Origin of the sequence: Candidatus Magnetaquicoccus inordinatus (genome assembly GCF_004217665.1) — a bacterium.
In the GTDB taxonomy this organism is placed as follows: domain Bacteria; phylum Pseudomonadota; class Magnetococcia; order Magnetococcales; family Magnetaquicoccaceae; genus Magnetaquicoccus; species Magnetaquicoccus inordinatus.
Genome location: NZ_RXIU01000187.1, coordinates 1 through 6,988, shown reverse-complemented (window position 1 = coordinate 6,988; position 6,988 = coordinate 1). Strand labels below are relative to the sequence as shown.

Annotated in this window: 6 protein-coding genes; all 6 read right to left on the bottom strand. The window is 54.4% G+C overall.

Annotated features, from left to right (window positions below):
- Positions 1 to 557 precede the first annotated feature (557 nt).
- Complete coding sequence (locus EJP87_RS12260) at positions 558 to 1,013, bottom strand: acyltransferase (protein WP_130472166.1); 456 nt, start codon at positions 1,011 to 1,013, stop codon at positions 558 to 560.
- A gap of 27 nt (positions 1,014 to 1,040) precedes the next feature.
- Positions 1,041 to 2,075 carry a UDP-2,4-diacetamido-2,4,6-trideoxy-beta-L-altropyranose hydrolase gene (gene pseG, locus EJP87_RS12255; protein WP_193771343.1) on the bottom strand — a complete coding sequence of 345 codons (1,035 nt, stop codon included), beginning with the start codon at positions 2,073 to 2,075 and terminating at the stop codon, positions 1,041 to 1,043.
- Complete coding sequence (pseI, locus tag EJP87_RS12250; RefSeq protein ID WP_130472164.1) at positions 2,063 to 3,121, bottom strand: pseudaminic acid synthase; 1,059 nt, start codon at positions 3,119 to 3,121, stop codon at positions 2,063 to 2,065. The genes pseG and pseI overlap by 13 nt, the downstream gene beginning before the upstream one ends.
- 36 nt (positions 3,122 to 3,157) lie before the next feature.
- Positions 3,158 to 4,498 carry a surface carbohydrate biosynthesis protein gene (locus EJP87_RS12245; RefSeq protein WP_130472163.1) on the bottom strand — a complete coding sequence of 447 codons (1,341 nt, stop codon included), beginning with the start codon at positions 4,496 to 4,498 and terminating at the stop codon, positions 3,158 to 3,160.
- A 36-nt stretch (positions 4,499 to 4,534) separates the two neighbouring features.
- Positions 4,535 to 5,284, bottom strand: coding sequence for an acylneuraminate cytidylyltransferase family protein (locus tag EJP87_RS12240; RefSeq protein WP_130472162.1), 750 nt, complete (start codon positions 5,282 to 5,284; stop codon positions 4,535 to 4,537).
- A gap of 182 nt (positions 5,285 to 5,466) precedes the next feature.
- Positions 5,467 to 6,543 carry an N-acetylneuraminate synthase family protein gene (locus EJP87_RS12235; RefSeq protein WP_130472161.1) on the bottom strand — a complete coding sequence of 359 codons (1,077 nt, stop codon included), beginning with the start codon at positions 6,541 to 6,543 and terminating at the stop codon, positions 5,467 to 5,469.
- Positions 6,544 to 6,988: the final 445 nt, after the last annotated feature.

Sequence of the window (6,988 nt, the reverse complement as noted above, 5' to 3'; positions counted from 1 at the left end):
CCGGGTCCAGGGATGGAATCCCTGGGATTTTGCTTTTAATCTTTTAATCTTTTAATCTTTTAATCTTTTAATCTTTTGCTTTTAATCTTTTAATCCTTTGCCTTTGGCGCGCTTTTCAAACTAAGCCGACGCGCTTTTTGCGTCGGCTTAAGCGCCTAATGGAAGCAAGCTGTGTGGATTGGCGCGCTTTTTTTGCGCCAATTCGCACAGCATCCCCATGGGGGTAGAACTGGCGAGTCATCGCAAACCGAGTAGACTTGGCAAGCCAGCACAAACCTGAACAGTTACCTAATTTTTTGCCTTTGGCGCGCTTTACACGCTAAGCCGACGCGCTTTTTGCGTCGGCTTAAGCGCCTAATGGAAGCAAGCTGTGCGGATTGGCGCGTATTTTTGCACCAATTCGCACAGCATCCCCATGGGGGGTAGAGCTGGCGAGCCAGCACAAACCTGAATAGTTACAAACAGAGTGGATAGGTCTCGAGAAAAAGTGCGTTTTGGCACGCTGCTGCCTGCCGTACAGAGGCAACTGCTGGACAGGGGCATTTACCACACCCTGCTTATTGCTCAGGATCGGCGATGCGATTGCGATAATAGCCGGCTTTTACCTGCATGGGATTGCCGCTGACCAGAGAGTAGGGCGGAATGACGCCAGGATCGACCACCGTTCCTGCCGCAATCACCGAGTGATGTCCAATATGGGCACCCCCTTTGATCACGCTGTGTGAACCGACAAAAACATGCTCTTCCAGAATAATATCACGGCGTACAATCTGTTCGCTTACCCCCAGGCAGCGCAGATGTGAATCGGCACAATTGATGCTGACAAACGATGCTATATCACAATGATTGCCAATAGATAATCGTGCTCCCTTGCCGTTGATCTGCGAAAAACCACCGATAAAGACCCCCTCGCCAATCTCCGGTTCACCGATGATCCATACCAGGGGGTGAAAACGATTGTGGGGAAAATCGGTCAATTGGCTGAACAGATCCTGCAAGGTTTCTATTTCCATAGGTCATCATCCTGTGGCATGGGCCGGTCAAACAGAGAAAGAGAGGAGAGCAGCAGCCACCCGCATGCTGCCCTGGCCATCGACAAGCTGGGCGGCAGCACCGGAGAGCAGCAGGAGCTGGGCTGGTGAGATCTCTTCCAGAGCTTTTGTATAATCAATGGGCTGCAACTGTGCAGCAAATCCCAGGTTGCAAGCGGCTCCAGCCTGCTGCAGGCGCTCCGCTACGGCAATTTGGTTGTCCGCCAGGATGGTGATGAGAGTGGGCAATCCCAGGCAACATCGCTCCCAGGAGGCGGTGCCTCCGGCGCCAATAGCCAGATCGGCGTTGTGCATGCGTTCGGCTATATTGTCTATGTGCACCTGCAAGGAAAGCCGCTGGCCTCCTTGCGCCACCAGCCTTTGCAGCGGCTCCCGATGCGCATAGGCTTTGCCCACAATCACCTCAATGCTGCCCGAAAAGGAGCTTTGCAACAGCCCTTGCAGAGCTTTGCAGGTTTCATTTCCCGGATCACTGCCACCAAAAAAGAGCAGAACATGTTGCAGTTGGCTGCGCAGACGCATCTGTTGGCGCAGATTGGCAAATTCAGGACGCAGCAAGGCATAGTGTGGGCCCAGCAGCGGGCGGCAGGAGGGGGGGGTGAGCGCTTGATAGGGATTGCTGTTGTCCAGAAGATTTTGATCCAACAACAGGTCACAATCATGAGGGCGCTCTAGATCATCAATGGCCATGATCGGACAACCGAGCGCACGCATACTCTGTTGCCAACGCCGATCCAGACCATAGTGGTCGACAATCAACCAGAGGGGAGTGTCGGTCAGTAGGGCCCGGCAGAGTTGGGCATCTTCATCACTATGGCGGGGCTGTTTGGGTAAAAGAGAGAGACGGTGGCGCCGTTGCAACACCTCCTGGGCCAGGGCAGCTCCCTCCGGAGCGCAGATAAAATGGGAGTGTATACCCTGTTGGGCCAGAGTATCGGCCAGGGTCAGGCAACGCATGACATGACCCAAGCCTATTTGTGGCGAGGCATCAGCCCGAAAGCAGAGCGAACTCAGCTTGGCCACAGCAGCTCCAGGGACATCGGCGTGCCTTTGGCGACAGCACGTCCGACCGGCTTGTCCAACAGCCATTCCAAAAATTTGGGTGGCAAACCCAGGCCAGGGCGAATGGCGCGCAAATTGTCTTTGTTCAAGCGATCTCCTGCTTGCAGATCTTTGGTAATGTAGAGGGAGCGGCGAAACTGCAGCGAATCCCGTTCAGAGCTGGTGGCACCAAAATGTACCTGGCCCATTGCCTGCCAGGCGCGCCCGGTTTCATCGACCAATTGGCGCAGTTCGTGTGGCTCCAGGGAGAAGGCGGCATCGACACCACCATCAGCGCGGGCCAGGGTAAAATGTTTTTCGATGACCGTGGCTCCCAAAGCGACGCTGGCCACAGCAACCCCTATGCCGAGGGTATGATCGGAGAGACCGATCTGGCAATCAAACAGGGTGCGCATGGTGGGGATGCTCTGCAGATTGCTGTGCATGGGCGAGGCGGGATAGGTGCTGGTGCATTTGAGCAAGAGCAGATCCTGGCAGCCGGCACTGCGGGCGGTTTGTACGCTCTCCTCCAACTCTGCCAAGGTAGCCATGCCGGTGGAGATGATCACAGGTTTACCTGTGGCGGCTACTTTTTTGATCAAGGGCAGATCGATATTTTCAAACGAGGCGATTTTATAGCAGGGCACCTGCAAGGATTCCAGAAAATCGACAGCAGAGGCATCAAAGGGGGTGCTGAAGGCGGCCATACCCAATTGGCGACAGCGTGCAAAGAGAGGTTGATGCCACTCCCAGGGGGTATAGGCTTGTTGATAGAGTTGGTACAGGGAGGTGCCTTGCCAGAGGCTGTCCGGATTATCGATGCGGAAGGGGCCGGCGCTGAGATCCAAAGTCATGGTATCGGCGGTATAGGTTTGGATTTTCAGGGCATGTGCACCTGCTTGGGCAGCGGCCTCCACGATAGCCATGGCCCGTTCAAGGGAGCCATTATGGTTGCCGGAGAGTTCAGCGATGATAAAGGGGGGATGCTCTGCACCGATGGTATAATCGGCTATGGTGATGGGCTTCATGGCCGTACTCCTCTTGCAACTGGAGGGATCCCGTGCTCAGCCGACGCTGGCAATCTGTTTCAGGATGGCGTGGATCTGTTTGGGAGTAATGGTTTTTTGTACCGTCTCCATCTTTGTGGCATAGCGTTGCGGAAGCAACATGCTTTTAATAAGCAGCATGAGATCGAAGGTATAGGGTAGGCCCAGCATGGTTTTGAGGCGCATTTTGGCCGCCCGAGTATAATCGGCAAACTGCATCTCTGACCAACGGGTTGCGGCTTTATTGTCTACCGCTTGTTTGATGATCGAGGCGATGCGTTGGCAAGTTTGACCATCCAGGGCAGCGCACCAACGCTCCAGATGGGCTTGGCGAGCAGCGGCAAAGGCGGACTGCTCTGGTGCAGCCAACTCCTGTGCCACCAAACCAGGCAGCTCCTCCGGGGAGTAACAGGAGACATTCAATTGGGCAAACTCTTCGTGGTAGAGCATGGGATGTTTATCAAAAATCAGGGAGATGGTTGGTTTGCGTGAGATCCAGCTCTCCATGGTTGTGGTGCATTTTTCGACAGAGATGGTCAAATCGCTGTTGAGAATCAACTGGGTGATATGGGTCTCCGCCTCCAGATGGATATCCTGGCGCAGGCTGGGATCCAGGCTGGCCAGCCAGTTGTGATAAAAGGTTAAATTTTCCCGTGGATGGGGGCGCAGCGTGACTTCGTAGAGCCCTGTCTGGATCAAGGCCAGGATATAGGCAGGCAGAGCATCGCGACGCTGTTGCAGCGAATAGATACATCCCCAATAATCGGTAAGGGTGCTGATGCGTGGCGCCCAGGCAGAAAAGAGTTTATCCGCCTCCTCTTTCGGTCGCTCCGCCAGGGCGACCAGACCAAAGTTGGTACACAGGAGAATTCTCTTTTTTTGCGTGCGGGACGGGGAGCTGTTGTGAAACATGTTTGACCAGGGTGTAAAATAGAAGTCGAAGCGGGGGATGCCAACCACCTCCAGAGAGGTTCCAGAGTGATGAAAGCCGCTCTCCAGCAAAGCCTTTTTCAACTCGCCGTGCCAACAAAAATAATAGTCGATATGGGCATCCTTGTGGAAGCGTCCGGCATTAAAATTGAGCACTTGGCGATCATACATCAGCGCTTCATTCGGCAACACGGCGGTCAAAATACCCATGCTGTGCAAGCGTTGGGAATAGGCAACCAGATGGCTGGCGAGCAGATGGTTGAAGATAATCATATCCGGTTTGTGCACCAGCAAAACCGCTTTGTAGGCTTCCAGAGGTTCAAGAAAGCAGTTGCATCCCAGTTGTTGCAGATGGTGGGCAATCAAGGCGGCGCTGGCCAGGTCTCGTTTGCGATCATCTACCAGAATAACAACATTATGCGCAGACATCGGGTAAGCATCCTTTGCAAAGTGCCATTGTGAAAATCAGGGGCGAGCGGCATGCTGAGAGGGAGGGGTCGCTGCTTCCTCTCTGTTGGCCAATAACGCTTCCGCATAGCGCAGATCATCCAGCGTATCGATATCGATGGAGCGTTCTATCGGCATGGGATAGGCCAGCAGGGGAGGGGCAATATAGGAGCGTGTATTGCGCAAATGGGCGACCGATAAAATATGAATGGCCCCATTGGGTCGCAGGGCCAAAGGCAGCTCCTGGGAGCGTTTATGGGCATATTCAGGAAAATGGGGTGTGAGCAGACCCTCAGCATCCATACGCCACGCTGCAAAAGGGGTATGGCTGAACGGCGAGACACTCATCAAGGAGAGGGCCTGGCGGGATTGGAAGAGAGCAAAAGCCTGTTGAATATCCTGGGCGCTGCGCAAAGGACAGGTGGGCAGCAGGATGACCACTATCTGATACTCTTCTCCCTGTGCCGCCAGCATATCCAGAGTATGCAGTGTCACATCCACCACACCTGCCGGATCCCGTGCCAAATGATCGGGACGCAAAAAGGGAACCTCTGCACCATTCTCTCGGGCAAGAGCGGCGATCTCCTCATCTTCAGTGGAGACCAAAAGACGGTCACAAATGGCGCTGTCGCGAGCCGCTTGTATGCTCCAGGTGAGCAGTGGGATGCCTGCCAATGGTATAATATTTTTCCGTGGAAGCCGGGTGGAACCCCCTTTGGCAGGTATCAGGCCCAGCACCTGCGGTTGGCGTTGGTGTGTCACAATCATCTGTGCACCAATAAAAAAAGGTGGCAAACCGATCGGCTCAGAGTTTGCGAATCAATCTGCGACGCCGCCCACGGGCGGTGTTGCAGGCTCTGTCGCGCCTCGCAATCGGCTTGATATCTTTCGTCGCGCAATTGCCTGCGCCTTGCCCATGGATTTGTTCGCGACGATTTATTCACAAGCTCTCAGTTGCTTGCAGGTGGTTCAAGATGCGACCATTGCAACAGGGTATCAGCAGGCAGGTCGCAACGGAGACGGTTTCCCAGCAGCAATTCGGTTTCTGGCGGCGAGATGCCAAAACCGGGTCTGCGAAAATCGATATCCTCCGGGGTCAGGATATGACCGGCAGGGCGGGCGTAGCGCAGAAACAGGCTGCGACGCACCGCTTTATGCTTTTGTCGTTCCACATCGTGCAGGATGCGCCGCGAGCTGCCCATAGCCTGTTCCAGCTCGCGTATGGTGCGTACAAAGAGCTGCATCTCTGGTGGTTCCAGGGAAAACTGATGCTCGGCGCTGCGCGTGGTGCGATCTTCGGTAATGGTTTTTTCCACCATGTTGGCACCCAGGGCGACGGCTGCAATATCCATCTCCCAACCGGGTGTATGGTCGGAAAAGGCGATGGGATAGTCAAACATCTGCTTTAATGTGGGCAGAATATTCAGATTAATACCATCCAAGCGGGCGGGATAGCCCGATGGGCAGTGATGGATGATGATGCGTTCGTTGCCGGTAGAGCGCACGACATCAACAGCGGCTTCCACTTCACCGATGCTGGCATTGCCGGTATCCAGTTGGATACAAAGACCGCTGGCCGCCGCATAGCGAATCAAGGGAAAATGGTTGACATCGGCAGAGGCGATTTTAACAGTCTGACACCCCAGTTCCACCAGCAGATCCACATCCTCCGTAAAGGCAACGGTCGCAAAAAAGAGCAGCCCCAAACTGTCGCAATGGTTTTTCAACTGTCGCCAGGAGTCGGTATCCATGGAGCGCCGTTGCAGAATATCGTACAGAGGTTCGCTAATCTGCTCCACGCGACCCGTTGCACGATCCGCCAGGATACCATAGGAGAAGAGCTGTTTTTTATCGGCTACCAGACGATCCGGGTCAAAAATCTGAAACTTGACAGCGTCGGCACCAGCAGAGGCGGCCAAGGAGGCCAAACGCTTTGCCGATGCCAGACCGTTATGGGTAGCACCCGCTTCCAGAGTAATAAAACAGGGTGCCCCATCGCCAATAGAGCGAGAACCCAGAGTGACCATTCCGGTTACCTGTGTGTGTGGGAAGTGATGAAGAGTTCAGCCAAATTTGTTTTCCAACTGCCATTAATCATGCTATCGCTGCACCTCTCTGTCAAGTGACAGGGCAAGCACATTTGCAAATTTCCTCGCTGTTGCCACAAACCCTACTGTGCAGGTTGGGCGTCTGCCCTCCCAAAGCGTGCCCTTTTGGGGCACAAATCGGTGCGGCGTGCGCGAATGCTTGCGCATTCGCTTTTGTGAAACGCCGCACATTATCGGCAGGGCTTAGGAGATAATCTCCTCCTGGAGCTCCATAATATTTTTTTGTTTTTTCGTAACTATTCAGGTTTGTGCTGGCTCGCCAGCTCTACCCCCATGGGGATGCTGTACGAATTGGCGCAAAAAGGCGCGCCAATCCGCACAGCTTGCTTCCATTAGGCGCGCCGCGCCGACGCAAAAAGCGCGT

Bases quoted from the DNA above. Each gene is read 5' to 3' on its own strand.
- EJP87_RS12240 (WP_130472162.1), bottom strand. From the start codon at position 5,284: ATGATTGTGACACACCAACGCCAACCGCAGGTGCTGGGCCTGATACCT.
- EJP87_RS12235 (WP_130472161.1), bottom strand. From the start codon at position 6,543: ATGGTCACTCTGGGTTCTCGCTCTATTGGCGATGGGGCACCCTGTTTT.
- pseI (WP_130472164.1), bottom strand. From the start codon at position 3,121: ATGAAGCCCATCACCATAGCCGATTATACCATCGGTGCAGAGCATCCC.
- EJP87_RS12260 (WP_130472166.1), bottom strand. From the start codon at position 1,013: ATGGAAATAGAAACCTTGCAGGATCTGTTCAGCCAATTGACCGATTTT.
- EJP87_RS12245 (WP_130472163.1), bottom strand. From the start codon at position 4,498: ATGTCTGCGCATAATGTTGTTATTCTGGTAGATGATCGCAAACGAGAC.